This window comes from Stenotrophomonas sp. YJH_SMC_27 (genome assembly GCF_059369815.1).
Window position 1 is genome coordinate 41769 of sequence record NZ_JCAFTA010000022.1, and the last position, 22060, is coordinate 63828.

Sequence of the window (22060 nt, forward strand, 5' to 3'; positions counted from 1 at the left end):
AGGTGACAGTGAGAATCCTGGTAATCGAAGACAACAGCGACATTGCGGCCAACCTGGGCGACTACCTGGAGGACCGGGGCCACACCGTGGACTTCGCGGCTGACGGGGTTACCGGTCTGCATCTGGCCGTGGTGCACGAGTTCGACGCGATCGTGCTGGATCTCAACCTGCCAGGCATGGACGGCATCGAGGTCTGCCGCAAGCTGCGCAACGAAGCGCGCAAGCAGACCCCGGTACTGATGCTCACCGCCCGCGACTCGCTGGACAACAAGCTGGCCGGCTTCGATTCCGGCGCGGACGACTACCTGATCAAGCCGTTCGCGCTGCAGGAAGTGGAAGTGCGTCTGAACGCCCTGTCGCGACGCGGCAAGGGCGTGCAGACCCGCGTGCTGGAAACCGGCGATCTGGAATACAACCTGGATACGCTGGAAGTGCGCCGCCAGGGCAAGCTGCTGCAGCTCAACCCGACTGCACTGAAGATCCTGCAGGCGCTGATGGAAGCGGCCCCGGCCGTGGTGACCCGCCAGGAACTGGAAACCCGCGTGTGGGGCGAAGAACTGCCCGATTCGGATTCCCTGCGCGTGCACATCCACGGCCTGCGTGCGGTGGTCGACAAGCCGTTTGAAGTGCCGCTGATCCAGACCCGCCATGGCATCGGATACCGCATCGCCACCCCGGAAGCCTGATTCGGTGGCAAGCAAGGGGGAGCGCCGGCGCACGCCGTATCGGCGGCGCCTGCGCAGCCGCATCATCGTTTCGTTCGTGTTGTTGGGCTTCTGCCTGACAACGCTGTTCGCGTTCGCCACCAACTGGGCCCGCCTGCGCGTGGAAAACCAGCTGGTGGAAGAGCTGATGAACCGCAACATCGACGAGTATGCGCGCCGCTATTACGAGCACCCCGGGCATAACCCGGATGCACCGGTGCTGCAGATCAGGGCTTATGCCTATTCGAAGGACAAGTTCGACCGGGTGCGCGAAGAACGCGCGCAGTGGGCGGGCTTCTCCGATGGCATCCACAGCGTCAGCGGTGATGAGCACGGCGAGCCGTACTCCTACAAGCTGGCCGTGCGCAAGACGCCGGACGCCTGGTTCTTCCTCGCCTATGACATGACCGACAGCGTGCGCGGCGGCAAGCAGCTCAACCGCGCGCTGGTGCTGTCGGTGCTGGTGTTCAGCCTGCTGTCACTGGTGCTGGGCTGGTGGTCGGCCTCGAAGGTGATGAAGCCGGTATCGGACCTGGCCGCACGGTTGCGCGCCTACCGTGGTGGTACCAGTGACCCTGAGCCGCTGGCGCCGCGTTTCCCCGATGACGAAGTGGGGCAGCTGGCACAGGCACTGGACGACTATTCCTCGCGGCTGACCGAAGTTGTGCAGCGCGACCGTGAGTTCAATGCCGACGTCAGCCATGAGCTGCGCACGCCGCTGGCGGTGATCCGGGGTGCCACCGAGCTGCTGCTGACCCGGCCCGGCCTGGACGAAAAGGTGCTGCAGCGCCTGCAGCGCATCCAGCGTGCCGAACAGCAGTGCAGCGATCTGATCGGCGCGTTGCTGCTGCTGTCGCGCAACGAACGCGGTCAGGGCACCAGCAACGTGGCCCGCGTAGCCGAGCAGCTGCTGGATGCGCACCGTGCGCAGCTGGGCGGCAAGCCGCTGGAGCTGGTGCTCGAAGGTGAGCGCAACCTGGTGATCGACGCGCCCGAGGCGGCGCTGTCGGTGGCACTGGGCAACCTGATCGGCAATGCGGTGAAGTACTCGCAGGACGGCGAGGTGCGCGTGTTCGTCGGCGCCAATTCGGTCTCGGTGACCGACAGTGGCCCGGGCCTGAGCGAGGAAGATGCCGCCAAGCTGTTCCAGCGTGGCTACCGCGGCACGCATGCTGGCCATTCGCAGGGCGGCGGCATCGGCTTGTCGATCGTCAGCCGCCTGTGCGATCTGTACGGCTGGCAGGTGAGCGTGCGCCCCGGTGGCGAGCGTGGCGTGATCGCCACCCTGACGTTCTCGCCGAAGCCGTTGTAAGGGCCCCTGCTTTGGTGGGTGCCGACCTTGGTCGGCACGGACCCTGCCGACCTTGCATCGCGCTCTGTGTCGCTTGTGCCACTGAATTACCCTCGCGCGATGATCAGGCATCAGGCCCAACGCGACACCACCGTGATCGCTGCCGCGCCCCGCGCGTGTTCCAGTGCACGCATTGGCAAGCCCGCGCCGCACTTGAGAATTTCCTTACAGATCGCCGCGTGCGGCGATGGCCTGATGACCTGGCCGGGGCAGGTGCCTTGGCCGGGATTGGCGTCCTGAAAAAAACCAACAAATCAAAAGCTCCGGATGTGCTCTAGCTCATCATGGAAAATGCATCGTCTGCCCTGGCTTTGGCGGACGGTGCGTGGGGATTCGCCAGAATCCGCTGGAGTCTTTTTCCTTCGCTTTTGAGTTGTTGGGTCTCCGGTACGCCAACCCGCACCGTCCGCCACCTTGCATCTGCAGGTGGCCTGCCGACTGCGAGGAGCTCCACCATGTCCACCCGCCCGCTGTTCCCCCAGCTGCACGCCCTGATCGGCGATGCGGCCTACCTGCTGCCTGCCGACGTCGCCGAGCGTGTCGAAGTGCTGCTGGATGACCCCAAGGACCTGCTGCCCGCCCTGCTGGCGCGCATGGATGGCCGCGACGCCGCCGACGGCCAGCGGCTGGACGTGCAGGGGGCCAGCCCGGCGCAGGCCGCCACGATGGCCGGCCTCAGCCGCACGCTTGCCGGTCTGAACACCCTGATCCAGCTGTTGCACGCCGCCGAAATCGCGCGGGAGCAGGGCGGTGCCCGTCAGCAACTCAATCCCGATGTCGTCGACGGCCTGCTGCTCGGCGCCCGCGAACTGGCCCGCTACGCCCGCCTGCAGCTGGAGTAGATCCACGCCACGCGTGGATGCAGAGCGTTTTGTAGAGCCGAGCCGATGCTCGGCTTGATGGTCGCAGCCGAGCATCGGCTCGGCTCTACAGCAGATGCCCAGATCCATACCATGCGTGGATGCACTTCGGTAGCGCGGGCCGCTGGCCGGCAACCTGGCCTCACCCCCCGGCCAACTTCAGATACCGCGCGTGCAGCTGTTCCACCTGCACCTGCAGGTCCTCCGGCTGCCCATCATTGACCACCACGTCATCGGCCAACGCCAACCGCTGCGCGCGGCTGGCCTGGGCAGCAATCATCCGGTCGGCCAGCGCAGCATCAATGCCATCGCGCTGCATCAGCCGGGCGTGCTGCACGGCTTCGGGCGCATCCACCAGCAACACCCGGTCCAGCCATGGGTAGGCCTTCCGCCCGCCCACCTCGGTCAGCAGCGGAATGGCCGCAATCGCATAGGCGCTGGTGGCCTGCTCGCACTGCTGCTGCATCAGCAGGCGGATGGCCGGGTGGGTGATCGCTTCCAGCGCCGTCCGTTCGGCCGGGTCGGCGAACACGTGGGCGCGCAGGCGCCCCCGGTCCAGGCTGCCATCGGCCAGCAGCATGTCGGCGCCGAAGCGCTCGGCGATGCGGGCCAGCGCCGGGCTGCCGGCGGCCACCACGGCCCGTGCGGCCAGATCGGCATCGGCCACCACAATGCCCAGCGCCTCGAAGCGCCGGGTTACTTCGGTCTTGCCGGAGGCGATGCCCCCGGTCAGGCCAACCACATAGCGGCTCATGGGGACTCCCCTCAGCGCAGCCCGCTCATCATCAGGTACTGATCCACCAGCGGTGCGCCCCACATGAAGTACAGCCAGCCGGCGATGGCCAGATACGGCCCGAAGGGAATGGGCGTGGCGCGGTCACGGCCCCGGCTGTACAGCCAGATCGAGCCGATGATGGCGCCCAGCACCGACGACAGCAGGATGATCGGCAGAATGCCCTTCAGCCCGCACCAGGCGCCGAGCGCGGCCAGCAGCTTGAAATCACCGTGGCCCATGCCTTCCTTGCCGGTCAGCTGCTTGAACAGCCACCAGACCATCCACAGCGACAGGTAGCCCACCGCCGCGCCGACCAATGCAGGCTTTGCCGGCATGTACAGGTTGTCGATGTTGCCTATCAGGCCCAGCCACATCAGTGGCAGGGTCAACTGATCGGGCAGCAGCTGGGTGCGCAGGTCGATGCCGGACAGGGCGATCAGGAAGCACGTCAGCACGATGGCGCCGAAGCCCTGCCAGCCGAAGCCGAACTGCCAGACGCAAGCCAGCACCAGCACCGAGGTCAGCGCCTCCACCAGCGGGTACTGCAGCGAGATCGGCGCCTTGCAGTGGCGGCACTTGCCGCCCTGGATGATCCAGCTGAACAGCGGGATGTTCTCGTACCAGCTCAGCTTGTGCTTGCAGTGCGGGCAGTGCGACGGCTCCACCACGATCCCCGGTGGGGGGGGCTCATAGAAGTCCGGTTCCTCCAGGACCTCGCGCGCATCGCGCTTCCACTGCCACTCCAGCCGCTTGGGCAGGCGCAGGATGACCACGTTGAGGAAACTGCCCAGCAGCAGTCCCAGGGCGGCCGCGGCGGGGTAGCCGAGGCCGGGATGCTGGTCGAGAAATGCCATGTATGTGTTATCCGACGACGGAAGCGAGCTTGAAGATCGGCAGGTACATGCCGATGACCATGCCGCCGACGATGGTACCAATGATCACCATGATGATCGGTTCCAGCAGGCTGCTGAGGGCATCAACGGCATTGTTGACCTCCTGCTCATAGTACTCGGCCACCTTGAACAGCATGGCATCCAAGGCGCCGGCCTCTTCACCGATGCCGGTCATCTGGATGACCATGTGAGGGAACAAGTTGCGCTGTTTCATCGCCACGTTCACCGGATAGCCCACGGAGACGTCGTCGCGCATGCGCAAGACGGCTTCCTCGTACACCGTGTTGCCGGTGGCCCCGGCAACGATACCCAGTGCTTCCACCAGGGGCACACCTGCCTTGAAGGTGACTGCTGTTGTACGTGCGAACCGCGCAATGGCGCTGTTGTGCATGAGTTGACCGATAACCGGCACCCGTAGGACCAGCCGATCTATGCTGTGTTGCAGCGCTGGTGAACGTTTGTAGGCGGCAATGAACCCCGCAATGGAGCCGATGATGACGATCAGGATCAGCCACCACCAAGACACCATGAACCGGGACATATTCACGATCATCTGGGTGAAGGCGGGGAGGTCTGCGCCGAAACCCTTGAATACGTCTTCAAACTGCGGAACCACCCACACTAGCAGAATGCCGCTGACAATCAGTGCGACCGCCAGCACCATTGCCGGATAGAACATCGCCTTGCGTATTTTCCCCTTCAGGGCTTCGATGTTCTCTTTGTACGTGGCGACGGTGTCCAGCACCGTTTCCAGTACGCCAGCGCCTTCGCCAGCCTTGACCAGGTTGCGGTACAGCTCGTCGAACTGCACCGGGTGCTTGCTGACCGCTTCATAGAGCGACGAGCCGCCCTCGATATCGGTGCGAAGCGAGTCCACCATCTTTTTCATGCGCGGGTTCTTGTGCCCGCTGCCAATGATGTCCAGTGCCGAGACGATTGGCACACCGGATTTCATCATCGTCGCCATTTGGCGGCTAAAGAACGCAATGTCCTTCGGCGATATCTTGCTGCCTGCTGCGCCGAACAGCGGTTTGGGCTTGGCCTTGACCTGGCCCGGATTGATCCCTTGTCGGCGGAGTTCGGCCCTGAGCAGATTGGCGTTCTTTGCCATCTGCTCACCCTTCATCTTCACTCCGCGCTTGTCGGTCCCCTCCCAGACAAACGGCTGCAGCTCCGTGGTGCTGCGCGCCACGGGCTCCTTCTTGATCGCACTGCCACTGACAGACATATAGGCTCCCCAAGACCCGCCATCCCCAGCGGGCGTCTAGCCGTCGATGGTAGCCGGTTCATCGCCATCTGGGCAGCTGGAAGGCGGTCCGGCGTGCGATTTCGTGCCGGCGGACGGCCAAAGGTGACGTACTGCGTCACATTGCCGCGTCCATCGCAGATTCGGATGTGGGGGGTTCCCATTCGCAGAATTACTGCCATCATTGGCAGGGGGAGTCTTGGGGAGGCGTGCCGGGGTTGGCACGCAACCTGCGTTGATCTACCCGCAGGGGGCGGGACCCGCTCACCGGCGCTGGCCGGACCGAACCTGTCCACCGAAATCAACCACCACTATCTTGGGGATGTACCACAATGAAGAACCAGAAGGGCTTCACCCTTATCGAACTGATGATCGTCGTCGCGATCATCGCCATCTTGGCCGCCATCGCTCTGCCGATGTACCAGGATTACGTGGCCAAGTCGCAGGCAACTGCCGGCCTCGCCGAAATCACCCCAGGCAAGACCCAGGCCGAAGTTCTACTGAATGAAGGCAAGAACTACGCCGACGCTGCTGGTATCGGTCTGACCGCGTCGACTGAGCGCTGCGCAATCTCCGGTACCGGCGATGCCGAGGACGGTACCGCTTCGATTGCTTGCGTGCTGAAGGGCAATTCCAAGGTTGCTACCAAGAATGTCACCCTGAACCGCAGTGCAGCCGGTGCTTGGACTTGCACCACTGATTTGGAAAGCAAGTATCGTCCGGCTGGTTGTGGCGAAGCTGCAGCAAACCCGTAATCGGATAGCTGTTTTCATCGTGTGAGCAAGAGCCCCGCTACGCGGGGCTCTTGTGTATGGGGTATCGGGACGCTGACGCAAACGGCCCGAAGGTGAGATTTTGACAATCTGTTTGGGGACAGACTGGTCATGAAGCATCCAAACGAAGCGGGGTTCACCCTCGTCGAACTGATGATCGTCATCGCGATCATTGCAATCCTCTCTGCCATCGCTGTGCCTCTTTACCAAATCTACATTGCCAAGGCGCAAGTAGGTGCCGCGTTGGCCGATATCCGACCAGGGAAAACCACGATGGAGTACGTGGCCCAGGACGCAAAAGATGCCAGTGTTGTAACGGCAGCCTACATTGGCCTGATGCCGACTCAGCGTTGCCCGACGATTGAAGCGGAGCTGGACAGCGTCGGGATCGGCAGCATTCGCTGCACGCTGCAAGGCGGTAGCGCGGTGCAGGGCAAAGATATCATCCTCCGCCGTGCGGCGAATGGCGTCTGGAGCTGCGATGGCAGTGCCTTTGAAGCGCGGTATCGTCCGGCAGGCTGTTGACTGAAATTCTGGTCCGCCAATGGGATGTTGGCGGATCGTTGACGGGGCTATCATGCTTGGGGGAGTCAGGATCATGCCTGCCGGGCCGGAAGGTTCAGGCACGGCAGTGTTGCTTATGGATGGGCGATGCCAACGGCTACGGGGCCGTGGCAGGTTCTGCTGCCCGGTGCTTCGCCTCGGGAAGGTGCGTGGTACTGCCAGACCCATGAGCCAAGGATTCATATGAGTGCTTTAACCACCGCCAACCTCGTCGGCATCACCGGCCTGGCCCGCCGCCTGGTCCAGGACGGTGCTCTGGACGAGGCCTCCGCCCGCGATGCGATGGCCAAGGCCGCTGCGGCACGCCAGCCGCTGCCCACTTGGTTCGCGCAGAACAAGCTGGTCAGTGCCCCGCAGCTCGCCGCCGCCAACGCGGTCGAGTTCGGCATGCCGCTGTTCGACGTGTCCACGTTCGACGCCAGCCAGAACGCCATGAGCCTGGTCAGCGAGGAGCTGCTGCGCAAGCACAACGTGCTGCCGCTGTTCAAACGCGGCGGCAAGCTGTTCGTGGGTACCAGCAATCCGACCCATGCGCTGGACGAGATCAAGTTCCATACCAACCTGGTGGTGGAGCCGATCCTGGTCGATGAGGACCAGATCCGCCGCACGCTGGAACAGTGGCACGCCAGCCATGACACCATCGGCGACGCGCTGGGCGGCGACGACGAAGGCATGGCCAACCTCGATGTCGGCCTGGGCGACGACGAAGGCGCGGGCACCGACGCCGGCATCGACGCCAAGGGCGACGACACCCCGGTAGTGAAGTTCGTCAACAAGGTACTGGTCGATGCGATCCGCAAGGGGGCCTCGGACATCCACTTCGAGCCCTACGAAGACGATTACCGCGTGCGCCTGCGCATCGACGGCCTGCTGAAGATGGTGGCGCGCGCGCCGGTGAAGTTGAACCAGCGCATTGCCGCGCGCCTGAAGGTGATGGCGCAGCTGGACATCGCCGAAAAGCGCGTGCCGCAGGACGGGCGCATCAAGCTCAACCTGTCCAAGACCAAGCAGATCGATTTCCGCGTCAGCACGCTGCCGACCCTGTTCGGTGAAAAGGTGGTGCTGCGTATCCTGGATGGCAGCGCGGCCAAGCTGGGCATCGACAAACTGGGCTACGAGCCGGACCAGCAGAAGCTGTTCCTGGATGCGATCCACAAGCCTTACGGCATGGTGCTGGTGACCGGCCCGACCGGTTCGGGCAAGACCGTTTCGCTGTATACCGCGCTGGGCATCCTCAACGACGAGACGCGCAACATTTCCACCGCCGAAGACCCGGTGGAAATCCGCCTGCCCGGCGTCAACCAGGTGCAGCAGAACAACAAGCGCGGCATGACCTTCGCCGCGGCGCTGCGCTCGTTCCTGCGACAGGATCCGGACATCATCATGGTCGGCGAAATCCGCGACCTGGAGACGGCGGAGATTGCGATCAAGGCGGCGCAGACCGGCCACATGGTGCTGTCCACGCTGCATACCAACGATGCGCCGCAGACCATCGCGCGCCTGATGAACATGGGCATCGCGCCGTACAACATCACCAGCTCGGTGACGCTGGTGATCGCGCAGCGCCTGGCACGCCGGTTGTGCCCGAACTGCAAGCGCCCGGCGAACCTGCCGGAGCACGCGCTGCTGGCCGAGGGCTTCACCCAGGCGCAGCTGGATGCGGGCATCCAGTTGTATGAGGCGGTGGGCTGCGATGAGTGTACCGAGGGCTACAAGGGCCGAACGGGTATCTATCAGGTGATGCCGATGACCGATGAGATCGCCACCATCGTGCTGGCCGGTGGCAATGCACTGCAGATTGCAGAGGCGGCGCAGCAGATCGGGGTGAACGACCTGCGGCAGTCTGCGTTGAAGAAGGCTGCGGCCGGGATCACCAGCCTGGCGGAGATCAATCGCGTTACCAAGGATTGAGGTAGAGCCGAGCCCATGCTCGGCTGAGGTACCGAAGAGCAGCCGAGCGTGGGCTCGGTTCTACAGTAGATCCACGCCATGCGTGGATGATCGGCCACGGATCCCATAGTAGTTCCACGCCATGCGTGGATGGCGCGGTCCCGACCACCGCGCATCCGGGCATGGGCTCGGCTCTACTCCATCCCCAGCTTCTTCAGTTTGTAGCGCAGCGCGCGGAAGGTAATCCCCAACTGCGCAGCCGTGCGGGTCTTGTTCCAGCGGTTCTCCTCCAGCGCGCGCTGGATGGCGCTGCGCTCCAGCTGCTCGATGTACGAGGGCAGGGCGGCGCTGCCGGGCTGCAGGTCGGCCACGGCTTCGGCGGGCGCGGCACTGCCCGGCGCACGCGGGGCGTGCTGCGGCAGGCGCAGGTCGTCGGCACCGATGCGGTCTTCTTCGGCCAGTGCCAGCGCGCGTTCCAGAATGTTCTCCAGCTCGCGCACATTGCCCGGGAACGCATAGTGGGCCAGCGCTTCCAGCGCCGACGGCGCCAGCAGCGGGGTGGCGCGGCCGTGGCTGCGGGCCAGCCGCGCCAACACGGCAGCGGCCAGTTCCGGCAGGTCCTGGCGGCGCTCGCGCAGTGGCGGCACCTTCAACTCGATCACGTTGATGCGGTAGTACAGATCGTGGCGGAAGCGCCCGTCCTCGACCAGCTCGGCCAGGTCCTTGTGGGTGGCCGAGAGAATGCGCACATCCACCGGTTCCTCGTTGGCCGCACCCACCGCACGTACCGACTTTTCCTGGATCGCGCGCAGCAGCTTCACCTGCATCTGCAGCGGCAGCTCGGCCACTTCGTCCAGGAACAGGGTGCCGCCGTGCGCGGCTTGGAACAGGCCGGGCTTGTCGGCATGCGCGCCGCTAAAGCTGCCTTTGCGGTGACCGAAGAATTCGCTTTCCATCAGCTCGCCGGGAATGGCGCCGCAGTTGACCGGCACGAACGGCCCGGCCGCGCGCGCGCCCTGGGCGTGGATGGTGCGAGCAACCAGTTCCTTGCCAACCCCGGATTCACCGAGGATGTAGACCGGCGCCTGGCTGCGCGCGACCTTGCTGATGGTGGTGCGCAGTACGTCCATGGCCGGCGAAGCGCCGAGCAGGCGTGCTGCCTGTTCGGTGGCGGGGCCGGGCGCAGGGCGTTCGCTGTTGTTGAGTTCCAGCGCGTGCTTGACCAGGCCACGCAGTACCGAGATGTCCACCGGCTTGCTGACGAAGTCGAAGGCACCGGCCTTCAGCGCTTCCACGGCCAGGTCCATGCTGCCGAACGCGGTGATCATCGCCACCGGCGTGCGCGGGTAGTGCTGGGCGATCTCGCTGACCAGCTCGATACCGTTGCCATCCGGAAGCCGCATGTCGGTGATGCACAGATCGTACGGATTGCTGGCCAGCAGCTCGCGGGCTTCGGCCAGGTTGGCGGCGGTACTGATGCGCAGGCCCATGCGGCCAAGGGTCAGTACCAGCAGTTCGCGGATGTCGCGTTCATCGTCGACGACGAGGGCGCTGCGGGTTTCGTTCATGGGCGTGAAAGATAAACGAGGGGGCTGGAAGCGACAAATGTTTGACGCACAGATCTGCAATCAGGTGGGCAGCAGCGTGTGGGGGCCGGGCAGCACCAGGCGGAAGCAGGAGCCGCCGGCGGGCACGGGAATGTAGTCCAGGCGTGCCTGGTTGGCCCGGCACAACTCGCGGGCGATATACAGGCCCAGCCCGGTGCCGTGCTCGGAGGTGGTGAAGAACGGACGGAACAGCTGTGCGGCCACGCTCTCGGGAATGCCCGGGCCACGGTCCATCACGTCGATCACCGCGCTGCGCTCGTGCTGGGCCACGCGCAGGCGCACCCGCGCCGGCTGCTGGCCGATGCGGCCGTACTTCAATGCGTTGTGCACCAGTACGGTGAGCACCTGGTACAGGTGCTTGGTATCGACCTGCGCCATCACCGCCGTACCGCTGATGATCGGTTCGATGCTGTCGGTTTCCAGCGTCTGGCCTTGTTTGTACTCCAGCACGAAGCGGCGCACGAAGGCGACCAGGTCGACGTTCTCGGGCGTGGCGCGTTCGCGCCGTGCCAGCCCCAGCACGCTTTCGACGATGCCATTGGTGCGCTGGCATTGCTGGCGGATGATCTGCAGCAGGCGGCGGTCGCTTTCGTTGAAGCCGGTGCCTTCTTCCAGCAGCTGCACGGCATAGTTGATCGCCGCCAGCGGGTTGCGGATTTCATGGGCGAGGCTGGCCGAGAAGCGGCCCATGGCCGACAGGGTGAGCGATTCGGCGCGCCGCGAGACCACGCTGGAATCGTCCAGGAACACCAGGGCCAGCTCGCTGCCCGCCAGCAGGCGGGCGAAGCGCGGTTGCACTTCCGGCTGGTCGGGGTTGAGCTGCAGCGGCAGTTCGTCCTGCGCCCAGCCGTTGCGCCAGCGCTGCAGGCGGCGCGCCAGTTCCGGCGCGGCACTGGCCAGATCCAGGCGTCCTGTCTCACCGATGCCGTCATTGTCACCGAGCAGCATCGAGGCCGCTTCATTGGCCAGGGTGATGCGGTTGTCGGCGTCTACCACCAGCACGCCAGTGCGCATGCGGCGGATGATCAGTTCGTTGATCTGGAACAGGTTGGCTACTTCGTCGCCGCGCTGGTTGGCCAGCTGCTGGTTGCGGCGTGCGCGGCTGCCCACCTGGTAGCTGATGAAGGCCAGCGCCAGGTAGCTGGTGGCGAACATGGCCAGCTCGGCCAGCGTGCGGGTGGGATCGCCGCCTTCCAGCACTTTCCACAGGTATTCGGTACCGGTGGCCAGGCTGGCCGCGACTGCCAGGCCCAGCCCCCAGCTCAGCGGCAGCAGGGTGGCGGCCGCGGCGATGTTGAACAGCAGCGACATCGAGATGCCGGCGCTGGCGCCGGGCAGGGCGTGCGCCAGCAGGGTGGCGGCGATGATATCCACCAGCACGCTGGTGACCACGATGGGGCGCAGCCAGCGTTCGTTGCGGCCGATCGCCAGGGCCAGCAGCGACAGCACCAGATAGATGGCCGCAACGGTATCGGCCAGGCGCGGGTGGTGGGCCTCGCCGACCATGCCGGACAGGGGGCTGTAGAGCAGGCCGGCGATGACTGCGGCGATCAGCACCCGGTACAGCGCGAAGAAGTACAGCTCACGCCGCGGAATCGATTCGATGCGGTCGATCAATGAAGCACTGGGTGACACGCCGGAACTCCCCTTCTGGCTGCCTGGGTCTGGAATCTGCGGCGGGCCTGCCTGGCATCCCCTGAGGCCGGGCGGGCACGTCGCGTCGATGTAGTGTCGAGCGTGCTCGAGAGGGCCAGTATAGGGCCCCTGCGCTGGCGCCGCGGGACCGCCCCGCATCGCGCATTTGGCCCGCCGCGGAGACCGGAGGCCAGCGCCAGGGCGGGCGCAACTGCCTGAATGACCGCGAAAATCCGCCCGCGTCTGGCGTTTTGTACAGACTTCTTTGCGCCCCGGCGCCGGCTCGGCCACAATAGTGGGCCCGCCGCGGTCCGTGCCGGTGCCTCTTCCAGGGGGCCCTGAGGAATTGCGTGCGGTCGTTCCTATTCCCACGGTGACGCATGAATTTCCACGAATACCAGGCAAAACAACTGCTTGCCGAATACGGCATCCCGGTCCCGGCCGGCAAGGTCGCGGCGACCCCGGACGAGGCGGTTGAAGTCGCCCAGTCGCTGGGCCAGGGCCCCTGGATGGTCAAGGCGCAGATCCACGCTGGCGGCCGCGGCAAGGCTGGCGGCGTCAAGTTCTGCAAGACCGTCGATGATGTGAAGGCCGCAGCGGCCAAGATGCTCGGCACCAAGATGGCCACCTACCAGACCGCCGGCGTCGAGCTGCCGATCAACCTGGTGCTGGTGACCACCGCCGGTGAGATCGTCAAGGAGCTGTACCTGTCGGTCCTGGTGGATCGCGGCACCCGCACCATCAGCTACATCGCCTCTTCCGAAGGCGGCATGGAAATCGAGCAGGTCGCTGCCGAGACCCCTGACAAGATCCACACCCTGAACGTGGACTTCGTCGAGGGCGTGCAGGGTTACCACGGCCGTGACATCGGCTTCAAGATGGGCCTGACCGCCAAGCAGGCCGGCCAGTTCGCCAACATCATGGTGAACCTGTACCGCATCTTCAACGAAAAGGACCTGGCGCTGGTTGAGATCAACCCGCTGGCCATCCTGGACGATGGCAACCTGTACGCGCTGGACGGCAAGTTCAACAGCGACGACAACGCCAACTTCCGCCACAAGGAACTGGTCGCGATGCGCGACAAGTCCCAGGAAGACGAAACCGAAGTGACTGCTTCGGAGCTGGACATCAACTACGTCACCATGGACGGCAACATCGGCTGCATGGTGAACGGTGCCGGCCTGGCCATGGCCACCATGGACGTCATCAAGCTCAACGGCGGCGAGCCGGCGAACTTCCTGGACGTGGGCGGCGGTGCCAACAAGCAGCGCGTCATCGAAGCGTTCAAGCTGATCCTGTCCTCGGACAAGGTCGAAGGCATCTTCGTCAACATCTTCGGCGGCATCGTCCGCTGCGACATGATTGCCGAAGGCATCATCGCCGCCGTGAAGGAAGTGGGCGTCAAGGTTCCGGTCGTGGTGCGCCTGGAAGGCACCAACGTGGAAGAAGGCAAGCAGCTGCTGCGTGACAGCGGCATGGCCATCATCCCGGCTGACAACATCAACGACGGCGCCAAGAAGGTCGTTGAAGCGGTCAAGAACGCCGCCTGATCCACGACACCGAAGGAAATTCCCATGTCTGTTTTGATTAACAAGAACACCAAGGTGATCGTGCAGGGCTTCACCGGCCAGCAGGGCACCTTCCACGCCACTCAGATGATCGAGTACGGCACCCAGGTTGTTGGCGGCGTGACCCCGGGCAAGGGTGGCACCACCCACATCGACCTGCCGGTCTTCAACACCGTTGCCGATGCCGTGCAGAGCACCGGCGCCAACGCGTCGGTCATCTACGTGCCGCCGCCGTTCGCGGCCGATGCGATCCTGGAAGCCGCTGCTGCCGGCATCAAGGTCATCGTCTGCATCACCGAAGGCATCCCGGTGCTGGACATGCTGCGCGTCAAGAACGTGCTGACCCGTTCCTACCCGGACACCGTCCTGATCGGTCCGAACTGCCCGGGTGTCATCACCCCGGGTGAGTGCAAGATCGGCATCATGCCGGGCCACATCCACAAGCCGGGCAAGATCGGCATCGTGTCGCGTTCGGGCACCCTGACCTATGAAGCGGTCAAGCAGACCACCGAAGTCGGCCTGGGCCAGTCCACCTGCATCGGCATCGGTGGCGACCCGATCAATGGCCTGAACTTCGTCGACTGCCTGAAGCTGTTCAACGAAGACCCGCAGACCGAAGGCATCATCATGGTCGGCGAAATCGGCGGTGACGCCGAGGAAGCCGGTGCCGAGTACATCAAGAACCACGTGAAGAAGCCGGTCGTCGGTTTCATCGCCGGTGCGTCGGCTCCGGCCGGCAAGCGCATGGGCCACGCCGGTGCGATCGCCTCGGGCGGCAAGGGCACTGCCGAAGGCAAGTTCGCCGCCATGGAAGCTGCTGGCGTCGTCACCGTCCGTTCGCCGGGCGACCTGGGCGCCGCCATCGCCAAGCTGGTCAAGTAAGACCGCTGGGCGGGGGATTGTAGAGTCGACTGTTAGTCGACTGCTCTTCCCACCGGCTGCTGCAAAACAGAAAGGCCGCCTCCGGGCGGCCTTTCTGCGTCTGGCGCCCTGGCGATTCGGGTAACCCCATCCACGCATGGCGTGGATCTACTGAGCCGGGGCTGTCCACGCAGTGAACGCCCCCGGCGCGCGCACGACGCGGCGCTACAATGGGCGCATTGCAACCACAGGCTGGATTCCCATGGCTTCGATCCGCATCGCGATGGCGCAGTTCGATTTCCCGGTCGGCGATGTCGCCGGCAACACCGAGCGCATCATCGAGATGATCGGACAGGCGCGCGACGAGTATGGCGCCGAGCTGGTGATGTTCCCCGAGCTGGCAGTGAGCGGTTATCCGCCGGAGGACCTGCTGCTGCGTCCCGGCTTCCTGTACGAATGCGAGCAGGCGATGGGCCGTATCGCTGCTGCCTGCCGTGGCATCACCGCCGTGGTCGGCTGGCCGCAGGCGGCTGGTGCGGTGGTCTACAACGCCGCCAGCGTGCTGCGCGATGGCCTGCTGGAGCAGACCTACCGCAAGCGCGAGCTGCCCAACTACGCGGTGTTCGACGAGCGTCGCTACTTCGATGTCGATCCGGACGGCGGCAGCTGTGTGTTCGAGGTCAATGGCATTCCGGTGGGTTTGCTGATCTGCGAGGACCTTTGGTTCGCCGAGCCGCTGGCCGACACCGTGCGCGCGGGGGCGCAACTGGTGGTAGTGCCCAATGCCTCGCCGTACGAGCGGGGCAAGCACGCCCAGCGCGACGCGGTGCTGGCCGCACGCACCCGCGAGAGCGGGGCGGCCATCGCCTATCTCAACGTGGTCGGTGGCCAGGATGCGCTGGTGTTCGACGGCGCGTCGGTGGTGGCAGATGGTGACGGCACGGTACACCCGGCTGCCGCTGCCTTCGTCGACCAGTGGCTGGTGGTGGAGTACGACGGTGAGACCCGCCGCTTCATGCCGCACGTGTGGATGGACGATGGCGACGAGAGCATGGACGCGCTGGCCTGGCGTGCCGTGACCCGTGGCATCCAGGACTACTGCCGCAAGAACGGCTTCAAGAAGGTGTGGCTGGGGCTGTCCGGTGGCATTGATTCGGCGCTGGTACTGGCGCTGGCGGTCGACGCGCTCGGCGCTGGGAACGTTACCGCCGTGCGCCTGCCGTCGCGCTATACCGCCGGCATGTCCAACGACCTGGCCGCCGAGCAGTGCCAGGCACTGGGCGTGAAGCTGGAAGCGGTCTCGATCGAGCCGGCGTTCAAGGGCCTGATGGAATCGCTGGCGCCGATGTTCGAAGGCACCGCGCCGGACGTGACCGAAGAGAACCTGCAGTCGCGCAGCCGCGGGGTGATCCTGATGGCACTGGCCAACAAGTTCGGCGGCCTGTTGCTGACCACCGGCAACAAGAGCGAGTACGCCGTCGGCTACGCCACCATCTACGGCGACATGTGCGGTGGCTATGCGCCGTTGAAGGACCTGTACAAGACCGAGGTGTTCGGCCTGTCCAAATGGCGCAATACCGTGGGCGGCGCGCCGGTGATTCCGCCGGCGGTGATCAGCCGCCCGCCATCGGCCGAGCTGCGCGAGAACCAGCTGGACCAGGATTCGCTGCCGGCCTATGACGTGCTGGACGGCATCCTGTACCGCTACATCGACCAGGAACAGTCGCGCACGGAGATCGTGGCCGCCGGCTACGACGCGGCCGTGGTTGACCGCGTGCTGCGCCTGGTACGCATCAGCGAGTGGAAGCGGCACCAGGCCGCGCCGGGGCCGAAGGTGTCGCGCCGGGCGTTCGGTCGCGAGCGTCGCTACCCGATCAGCAACGGCTACAAGGGCTGAGGCAACGGAGGGTGGGCAGTGCCGGCCGCTGGCCGGCAACCCGTCGGCCCTCTCCGGTGGGTGCGGACCTTGGTCCGCACGGTGGTCGAAGATCATCCACGCGTGGCATGGATCTACGGGACTTCGTCGAGCAGCTGTTCGATGCCGGCAGTTTCCGCAGCGTCGCTGAAGTGGCCATCCTCAAACCGCGCACGTACGAACGCCAGGCCATCCGCCGCCGCCGCGTCCAGCGTGCCGCGGTGATCGACCGGATAGCGCCGGAACGCGACCGGCTCGCCTCGCAGGGCCAGGCCTGCGGCATACAGCAGGGTGGTCAGATACGGCACATCGCGGTCCTCGCTGCCGTGGCCCAGCATCAGCGGTTGGCTGAAGCCGCGGCGCGGTACGCCAAGGTAGTCGTACAGCACGGCCCAGATGCCCGGCACGTGGGTCAGCGGTGCAGTGAACATGCTGCCGGTGTCCGCGCCGTCCAGGGTGACGGCCAGTTCGCCCAGGCACTGCTCGCGTGCCACCGCCACCCGCGCGCGGCCTTCATCGCTGAGGACGCGGTCGATCTGCGGCGCGGCCTGCAGCAGGCCATCGAGCAGATACGCGTGATACGCGTTGAGCGCGCCCGGATTGGCGGTGCGGTTGTCGGGCTTCATCACTAGCGCGGTCAGTTCGACTGCGGTGGGCGTTCCGGTGGTGAAGCTGCCGCGGTACTGCAACGACGGCCCACCATAGGAGGGGGCGATGTGGCCCGCCGTGAGCGCGGCGGCACCGCCCTGCGAATGGCCGACCGAGACCCAGCGCGGCGACAGCGTCCCGTTGCCGAGGTACTGGCGGCTGGCCTTGATCATGTCGATGGCGTTGCGCGCGGCAGTGCGCACATGCAGATAGGCATGGCTGCCTGGACTGCCCAACCCCTGGTAATCCGCCGCGACCACGGCATAGCCCTGCGCCAGGAACTGATCGAGGAAGCGCCCGTCGCGCGCGGGCTGGTACGGGCCGGAGACCGAAGGCGCACAGCGATCGGCGATGCCCTGCGTGCCATGCGCCCAGGACACGACCGGCCAGCCGCCCGCCGGCGCCGTGCCGGCGGGCAGGTACAGCAGGCCGGTGCCTTCGGCCAGTTGGCCGCGATGATCCGGGGTACGGTAGTACAGCTTGTAGGCGTGCGCGGCCTTGGAGGGCACCCACGACGCGCGATAGGGGGCTGCAGACAGCAGATCGCCCGGTGCTGCCGGTGCGGCAGCCAGGGAGGCCGAGGACAGCGCCAGCAGGGCAGTGGCGAGGAGGCAGGCGCGGGGACGGAAATGGCGTGGCGGTGGGGTCATGAGGCGCTCCTTCACGGCCGGGATGGCCGTTGCGCCGCAGTGTGGAGGGGCTCGCCCGCGCCGATTGGGACCGGCGTCGCATCCGCCGGGGATTCGTAGAATTCCTAGTGTCGTGGTCCATGGGCGCACGAACCGTCCACGCATGGCGTGGATAACCGACAAAGAAAAGGCCCCTTGCGGGGCCTTTTTCTTATTTCTTTTCCAGTCGCGCGTTGCGCTGGCCGGTGCTGGCGGACTTCTCGCCAGCGAACGGGTTCAGCTTGCGGATCATCCATGGGTACTTCGGCCACTTGCCTTCCAGCCACGGGTGGTCCGGCTGGTTCAACTGCAGGACGCGGCGCGCATCATCGGCCAGGGTCTTGTTGCCCAGGTGGGTGTAGGAATCGGCCAGGACAGCAACGGCGTCGTACTGGAACGCGCTCTGCGGATAGGTTTCCAGCAGGTAGTTGGCGCGGCCGGCGGCCGAGACCCAGGCGCCGCGGCGCATGTAGTACAGGGCGTTGTCCAGTTCGTGCTGGGCGAACACGTCACGCAGTTCCAGCATGCGCTGGCGCGCATCGGCGGCGTAGCGGCTGTTCGGATAGCGGTCCACCACGATGTTGAAGTCCGAATACGCCTGGTGCGGCGTGGACAGGTCGCGGCGGCTGGCATCCAACGCCCATACGCGACGCAGGAAAACCGTACTGCGGTTGGAGTTCGCCAGGCCGCGCAGGTAGTACAGGTACGCGATGTTGCGGTGGGTCGGGTAGGTACGGATGAAGCGGTCGATGCTGGACACCGCGTCATCGTGCTTGCCGGCCTTGTACTGGGCGTAGGCGGTCTCGATCATCGCCTGCTCGGTGTACGGACCGTACGGATACTGGGCCACCAGGCGGCGGAAGCTGGCCTCGGCGCCGCTCCAGTTGCCGCCCTGCATCAGCTTGTGGCTTTTCTCGTACAGCTGTTCGACCGGCACGCCTTCATCGGGGCGATCACCCTTCTTGGCGCCGCGATGGCAGCCGGTGGCGGCGATGACCAGCACCAGCAGCAGGGCGGTGAGGCGGACGGGCGCGGAGAGCATGGCGGAGCGTCGGATCATGGGGTCGAGGCGGGACGCGGCTGGAATACGAAGGGTCGATGATAGCCTAGTGTCCTGTCCAGCGACTGAAACCGGCCGCCGGGACCCCAAAATTTCAAAGAATGCCCCCTGCCATGTCTGAACAACCCTCTGAATCGGCCCGCCAGGCCATCGTCCCCGACACCGCTGCCGGGCGCCGTTTCGACGCCGTCGTGGCCGAACTGTTCCCCGAATACTCGCGTTCGCGCCTGACCGAATGGATCAAGGCCGGGGAGGTGCTGCTGGACGGTGCCCAGGTGCGCCCGCGCGATCCGCTGCGCGGCGGCGAGGTGGTGACCCTCAACGTGGTACTGGAAACCCAGACCGACGCCCAGCCGGAGGACATTCCGCTGGACGTGCTGTTCGAGGACGAGCACCTGCTGGTGATCAACAAGCCGGTCGGCCTGGTGGTACACCCGGGCGCGGGCAACCACAGCGGCACCCTGGTCAACGCCCTGCTGTTCCGCGACCCGTCGGTGGCGGTGCTGCCGCGCGCGGGCATCGTGCACCGCCTGGACAAGGACACCAGCGGCGTGATGGTGGTGGCCAGGACCCTGGAAGCGCAGACCGCGCTGGTCGAGCAGCTGGCGGCACGTGACGTGCACCGCCAGTACCTGGCCATCGTGATGGGCGCGCTGGTGGCCGGTGGTACTGCCGATGCCCCGATCGACCGCCACCCGCGCGATCGCCTGAAGATGGCGGTGCGTGAGGACGGCAAGGAAGCGGTGACCCACTACCGCCTGCGCGAGCGCTTCCGGGCACACACCGCGCTGGAGTGCCGCCTGGAAACCGGTCGTACCCACCAGATCCGCGTGCACATGGCGCACGTGCGCCATCCGATCATCGGCGACCCGCTGTATGGCGGCGCGCTGAAGCTGCCCAAGGGCGCCAGCGACGAGCTGGTGGCCGCGCTGCGCGGCTTCAAGCGCCAGGCCCTGCACGCCGAGACGCTGGAGTTCACGCACCCGATCACCGGTGAGCCGGTGCGCAACACTGCGCCGGTGCCGGAGGACATGCTGCACCTGATGAAGGTGCTGCGCGAAGACAGCGAAGCCTTCGCCGCACGCGAGCGGGACCGCTGGTGATGGCCGCCGCGCTGCCCTTGCTGCAGGCGGACTGGCCGGCGCCTCCGGGCGTCCATGCGCTGACCACGCGCCGGCACGGTGCGGGCATCTCGCCGGCGCCGTTCGCGCAGTTCAACCTGGGCAACCGGCACGCGGCCGATGGTGATACCCCCGCCAACGTCGAGCACAACCGCCAGCTGCTGCAGCAGGGGTTGGCGCTGCCGTCGGCCCCGCACTGGCTGCGCCAGGTGCACAGCAGCACCGTGCTGCGATTCAACGCGCCGCCGGTGCCGGGTGCCGCCGAGCCGGTGGCCGACGCCGCGGTGACCTCGGTGCCCGGCGTGGTGCTGGCGATCCTGACCGCCGACTGCCTGCCGGTGGTGTTCGCCGCCGCTGATGGCAGTGAGGTGGGTGCGGCGCATGCCGGCTGGCGTGGCCTGGCCGACGGCATGCTGGAGGCCACCGTGGCGGCCATGCAGACGCCGCCGGCGCAGTTGCGCGCCTGGCTGGGACCGGCAGCCGGGCCGGCCGATTACGAGATCGGTGAAGAGGTCTACCACGCCTTCGTCGGACACGATCCGGCCGCCGAGGTGGCGTTCGCAGCGACCCGCGCAGGTCATTGGAAGGTGGACCTGTTCGCGTTGGCCCGCCAGCGCCTGCAGGCGGCGGGCATGGACCCGGCGCAGGTATACGGCGGCACGGTGTCGACCATGGCCGATCCGGACCTGTACTCGCACCGGCGCGACCGCCGCACCGGACGCATGGCGACGTTGGCCTGGATCGCACTCTGACTACGCCCCTGTTTGCACGGGTGCTGGGGCCGGCCTTCGCCACCCTGGCAGGACCGGTGCAGGCGCTGCATGCCGCGCCGTTGCCGTGCCGCTACGTGGGGCAGGCCTGCATCGTGAGGGGGCGGCACTGGCTGGTGCCGCTGCTGGCTGCGTTGGCGCGGTTGCCGCAGGACGGTGACGCGCTTCCCACCGAGGTGGCGTTCAACCGCTACCGGCAGGGCGAGCAGTGGGCGCGGCGGTTCGGCCGCTGGCCAATGGTGTCGCGGCTGTGGGCGCACGACGGGCATCTGCGCGAGCAGTTGGGCGCGGTGCGCTTCGAATTTGATCTGCAAGCCCGCGAGGGTGGCATCGACTGGTCGGTGCGGCGGGTCTGGGCGTTCGGGCTGCTGCCGCTGCCAAGGCGCTGGTTTGATGGCGCGCGTTGCCGCGAAGCCTGGCAGGGCGAGCGTTACACTTTCCTGGTCGATGTGACGCTGCCCTGGGTGGGAGCCCTGATCCGCTATGAAGGCTGGCTCGAACCGCGGTGAGGCCGCCGCCGAGGCTGGGAGCGCGGTGATCGTGTTTGATGGCGTATGCGCGCTGTGCAACCGCTGGGTGCGCTTCCTGCTGCGCTTCGACCGCAGGGGGCGCTATCGCTTTGCGGCGATGCAGGGCGCACAGGGCAGCGCGATGCTGCGCGCGCACGGGCTGGACCCGCAGGACCCGATGTCGTTCCTGCTGCTGGACGCACAGGGTGCCTGGACCGATACCGATGCGATCCTGCGCGTACTGGCCGGGCTGGGCCGCGCATGGCGCCTGGCCGGCGTGCTGCGGCTCGTGCCGCGCGGCTGGCGTGATGCGGCGTATCGCGCGCTGGCACGCAACCGCTACCGCTTGTTCGGTCGGCATGACACCTGCCATCTACCAGCACCGGAGCAGGCCGCGCGGTTCCTGGATTGATCGCCTGTCTTTTGTAGAGTCGAGCCATGCTCGACTTGCTTTTTTCTCCTGCCAATAGCAGCCGAGCATGGCTCGGCTCTACAAAACGCAGCCGAGCATGGCTTGTATGTTCCTCCCGGCTCCTACGCGGTATGTAGGAGCCAGGGTGGAGGGACCGTCAACATGATATCTGCGGGTAGCAGCCGACAGACGAGCCGAGCGATCCCCATCCCGCACCTTAACGTCGATAA

At 66.0% G+C, this 22060-nt stretch carries 20 protein-coding genes; 13 read left to right on the forward strand and 7 right to left on the reverse strand.

From position 1 onward, the window contains the following. The first annotated feature begins 8 nt into the window (after nucleotides 1-8). From AC5P7R_RS21375 to AC5P7R_RS21385, 3 genes are all read left to right on the forward strand, one after another. Nucleotides 9-686 carry a response regulator transcription factor gene (locus AC5P7R_RS21375; RefSeq protein ID WP_005410804.1) on the forward strand — a complete coding sequence of 226 codons (678 nt, stop codon included), beginning with the start codon at nucleotides 9-11 and terminating at the stop codon, nucleotides 684-686. After that, a complete protein-coding gene (locus tag AC5P7R_RS21380; protein ID WP_031269244.1) occupies nucleotides 649-2016 on the forward strand; it encodes a sensor histidine kinase in 1368 nt (455 codons plus the stop codon). Before AC5P7R_RS21375 ends, AC5P7R_RS21380 begins: the two co-directional genes overlap by 38 nt. A gap of 494 nt (nucleotides 2017-2510) precedes the next feature. After that, on the forward strand, nucleotides 2511-2897 hold the full coding sequence (locus AC5P7R_RS21385; RefSeq protein ID WP_111101803.1) for a hypothetical protein: 387 nt from the start codon (nucleotides 2511-2513) through the stop codon (nucleotides 2895-2897). 160 nt (nucleotides 2898-3057) lie between these two features. Here the strand turns inward: AC5P7R_RS21385 and coaE are convergent, their stop codons facing one another. From coaE to AC5P7R_RS21400, 3 genes are read right to left on the reverse strand one after another with little or no spacing between them, the layout of a single operon-like run. After that, nucleotides 3058-3669 carry a dephospho-CoA kinase gene (gene coaE / locus AC5P7R_RS21390; RefSeq protein WP_478437274.1) on the reverse strand — a complete coding sequence of 204 codons (612 nt, stop codon included), beginning with the start codon at nucleotides 3667-3669 and terminating at the stop codon, nucleotides 3058-3060. Between the two features lie 11 nt (nucleotides 3670-3680). Further along, nucleotides 3681-4544, reverse strand: coding sequence for a prepilin peptidase (locus AC5P7R_RS21395; RefSeq protein WP_021204211.1), 864 nt, complete (start codon nucleotides 4542-4544; stop codon nucleotides 3681-3683). A 7-nt stretch (nucleotides 4545-4551) separates the two neighbouring features. Then, nucleotides 4552-5811 carry a type II secretion system F family protein gene (locus AC5P7R_RS21400; protein ID WP_021204210.1) on the reverse strand — a complete coding sequence of 420 codons (1260 nt, stop codon included), beginning with the start codon at nucleotides 5809-5811 and terminating at the stop codon, nucleotides 4552-4554. Between the two features lie 350 nt (nucleotides 5812-6161). On the opposite strand from AC5P7R_RS21400, the gene AC5P7R_RS21405 reads away from it, so the two are divergent. The 3 genes from AC5P7R_RS21405 to pilB all read left to right on the forward strand — a co-directional run bounded on the left by AC5P7R_RS21405 (nucleotide 6162) and on the right by pilB (nucleotide 9077). Then, nucleotides 6162-6584: a pilin gene (locus AC5P7R_RS21405; protein WP_021204209.1), complete on the forward strand. Its 423-nt coding sequence runs from the start codon at nucleotides 6162-6164 to the stop codon at nucleotides 6582-6584. Nucleotides 6585-6713: 129 nt separating this feature from the next. Continuing rightward, the gene (locus AC5P7R_RS21410; RefSeq protein WP_021204208.1) at nucleotides 6714-7127 is read left to right on the forward strand and encodes a pilin; all 414 of its coding nucleotides are present in this window, start codon (nucleotides 6714-6716) and stop codon (nucleotides 7125-7127) included. Nucleotides 7128-7349: 222 nt separating this feature from the next. Continuing rightward, nucleotides 7350-9077 carry a type IV-A pilus assembly ATPase PilB gene (gene pilB / locus AC5P7R_RS21415; protein WP_478436022.1) on the forward strand — a complete coding sequence of 576 codons (1728 nt, stop codon included), beginning with the start codon at nucleotides 7350-7352 and terminating at the stop codon, nucleotides 9075-9077. 173 nt (nucleotides 9078-9250) lie between these two features. Here the strand turns inward: pilB and AC5P7R_RS21420 are convergent, their stop codons facing one another. Both AC5P7R_RS21420 and AC5P7R_RS21425 read right to left on the reverse strand, forming a co-directional pair. Then, nucleotides 9251-10624, reverse strand: a complete 1374-nt coding sequence (locus tag AC5P7R_RS21420; protein WP_021204206.1) for a sigma-54-dependent transcriptional regulator — start codon at nucleotides 10622-10624, stop codon at nucleotides 9251-9253. A 60-nt stretch (nucleotides 10625-10684) separates the two neighbouring features. Then, nucleotides 10685-12298: a sensor histidine kinase gene (locus AC5P7R_RS21425; protein WP_111098288.1), complete on the reverse strand. Its 1614-nt coding sequence runs from the start codon at nucleotides 12296-12298 to the stop codon at nucleotides 10685-10687. A gap of 380 nt (nucleotides 12299-12678) precedes the next feature. Between AC5P7R_RS21425 and sucC the strand changes: the two genes are divergently transcribed. The 3 genes from sucC to AC5P7R_RS21440 all read left to right on the forward strand — a co-directional run bounded on the left by sucC (nucleotide 12679) and on the right by AC5P7R_RS21440 (nucleotide 16624). Continuing rightward, nucleotides 12679-13848: an ADP-forming succinate--CoA ligase subunit beta gene (sucC, locus tag AC5P7R_RS21430; RefSeq protein ID WP_005418614.1), complete on the forward strand. Its 1170-nt coding sequence runs from the start codon at nucleotides 12679-12681 to the stop codon at nucleotides 13846-13848. Nucleotides 13849-13872: 24 nt separating this feature from the next. Next, a complete protein-coding gene (sucD, locus tag AC5P7R_RS21435) occupies nucleotides 13873-14748 on the forward strand; it encodes a succinate--CoA ligase subunit alpha (protein ID WP_005418610.1) in 876 nt (291 codons plus the stop codon). A gap of 241 nt (nucleotides 14749-14989) precedes the next feature. Next, nucleotides 14990-16624, forward strand: a complete 1635-nt coding sequence (locus tag AC5P7R_RS21440) for an NAD+ synthase (protein ID WP_021204204.1) — start codon at nucleotides 14990-14992, stop codon at nucleotides 16622-16624. Nucleotides 16625-16737: 113 nt separating this feature from the next. On the opposite strand, the gene AC5P7R_RS21445 is transcribed toward AC5P7R_RS21440, so the two are convergent. Next, complete coding sequence (locus AC5P7R_RS21445) at nucleotides 16738-17940, reverse strand: lipase family protein (RefSeq protein WP_206621696.1); 1203 nt, start codon at nucleotides 17938-17940, stop codon at nucleotides 16738-16740. Between the two features lie 190 nt (nucleotides 17941-18130). Further along, on the reverse strand, nucleotides 18131-19018 hold the full coding sequence (locus AC5P7R_RS21450; protein WP_031270743.1) for an outer membrane protein assembly factor BamD: 888 nt from the start codon (nucleotides 19016-19018) through the stop codon (nucleotides 18131-18133). Between the two features lie 113 nt (nucleotides 19019-19131). On the opposite strand from AC5P7R_RS21450, the gene rluD reads away from it, so the two are divergent. Genes rluD through AC5P7R_RS21470 form a run of 4 tightly spaced genes read left to right on the forward strand, consistent with a single transcriptional unit; the run spans nucleotide 19132 to nucleotide 21830 of the window. Further along, entirely contained in the window at nucleotides 19132-20121 is a 990-nt protein-coding gene (gene rluD, locus AC5P7R_RS21455; RefSeq protein ID WP_111098290.1) for a 23S rRNA pseudouridine(1911/1915/1917) synthase RluD, read from the forward strand. After that, nucleotides 20121-20891 carry a peptidoglycan editing factor PgeF gene (gene pgeF / locus AC5P7R_RS21460; protein ID WP_478436021.1) on the forward strand — a complete coding sequence of 257 codons (771 nt, stop codon included), beginning with the start codon at nucleotides 20121-20123 and terminating at the stop codon, nucleotides 20889-20891. The genes rluD and pgeF overlap by 1 nt, the downstream gene beginning before the upstream one ends. A 20-nt stretch (nucleotides 20892-20911) precedes the next feature. Continuing rightward, nucleotides 20912-21418, forward strand: a complete 507-nt coding sequence (locus AC5P7R_RS21465) for a DUF4166 domain-containing protein (protein ID WP_134731297.1) — start codon at nucleotides 20912-20914, stop codon at nucleotides 21416-21418. Next, nucleotides 21393-21830, forward strand: coding sequence for a thiol-disulfide oxidoreductase DCC family protein (locus AC5P7R_RS21470; RefSeq protein ID WP_478436020.1), 438 nt, complete (start codon nucleotides 21393-21395; stop codon nucleotides 21828-21830). Before AC5P7R_RS21465 ends, AC5P7R_RS21470 begins: the two co-directional genes overlap by 26 nt. Nucleotides 21831-22060 lie beyond the last annotated feature (230 nt).